This is a genomic window from Bremerella sp. JC817 (genome assembly GCF_040718835.1).
GTDB lineage: Bacteria > Planctomycetota > Planctomycetia > Pirellulales > Pirellulaceae > Bremerella.
Map to the genome: position 1 here is coordinate 1 of NZ_JBFEFG010000252.1, position 331 is coordinate 331.

General features: G+C 69.2%; 1 protein-coding gene. It reads left to right on the forward strand.

Annotated elements, in window-relative coordinates:
• Positions 1-213, forward strand: a 213-nt coding sequence (locus AB1L30_RS03890) for a hypothetical protein (RefSeq protein WP_367012079.1), incomplete at its 5' end; no start/stop codon positions are given.
• Positions 214-331: the final 118 nt, after the last annotated feature.

Consider the following 331-nt stretch of genomic DNA (forward strand, 5'->3'; position numbering starts at 1 on the left):
GCCAAGCGCGAACTGAAGTGCGAGTTCGCGCCGGACCTGTTCATCGTGACCGGGCCGGGCACCACGCTGGGCGGCGCGGTGGCGCAGTCGCTGATCCTGGCCGACTGGCGCAAGATGGGCAGCAAGGCCGACTTCAAGGCCCGGCAGGATGCCGATCCGCTGCTCCTGTCGATGGGCATGGAAGCCCAGCGCGGGGCGGCGACTGGTCAGTAATTCCAGCGCAGGCCGCCCCACACGGTCCGCGGCGTGCCCAAGTCGATGCTGCCGTCCGAATTGCGCGTGACGATCCGCTCGTCGGTCAGGTTCTCCGCCCGCAATACCACGGCCAGCC